Source organism: Staphylococcus sp. EG-SA-2 (assembly GCF_017152085.1).
Genome location: NZ_JACYHC010001117.1, coordinates 1 through 703 on the forward strand (window position 1 = coordinate 1; position 703 = coordinate 703).

General features: G+C 35.3%; 1 pseudogene. It reads right to left on the bottom strand.

Annotation, left to right across the window (positions count from 1 at the left end):
• Positions 1-275: 275 nt before the first annotated feature.
• A pseudogene (gene rpiRa, locus IDG60_RS18575) lies at positions 276-703 on the bottom strand (pentose phosphate pathway transcriptional regulator RpiRA); the annotation flags it as partial.

The window sequence follows — 703 nt, forward strand, 5'->3', positions numbered from 1 at the left end:
AGTTGAAAGAAGGAGTCATTCTAAAATAGAATTTGAAACCGTTACGAGAGATGAGAGCTGTTGTTAGTTCCACACATCACACTCTATCTAGGACCAATCTAAACTATATCAACCAACAGTGTGCCACGGGCATATTAAATTGAAGACGGTTGAACGTATAGATCTCAAAAATGTAAAAAAGTATTTGGTATTGAAATTAAAAAAGCACCTAGCAACTCGTTAGGACAATCACGATGATTGTCTACAGTTGCAGGTGGATTTGAATATACTACTAGTTATTTGTTGTCTAGGATAATAGATTTAGTATGTTGATAAGTTTGACTCAGATTTGTATTTTCTAATAAATGATAACTCACGATATCGATTAAAAAGAGTGTCGCAATTTGTGTGTTGATAAATTGATGGTCGGTATTACGCGATTGATCCGTTGTTAAAAGTACTAAATCTGCACAATCTGTAAGTTTACTACCTTCGAAATTTGTGATGGCAACGACATATGCACCATGAGATTTGGCGACTTCCGCTGCTGAAATTAATTCCGAAGTATTACCACTATTTGACATAGCAATAAACATGTCCGAATGAGATAGTAGGGATGCCGATATTTTCATTAAATGTGAATCGGTAGTAACATTACCTTTTAGCCCCATACGAATCATACGATAATAAAATTCAGTCGCTGATAAACCAGAGCTACCTAGTC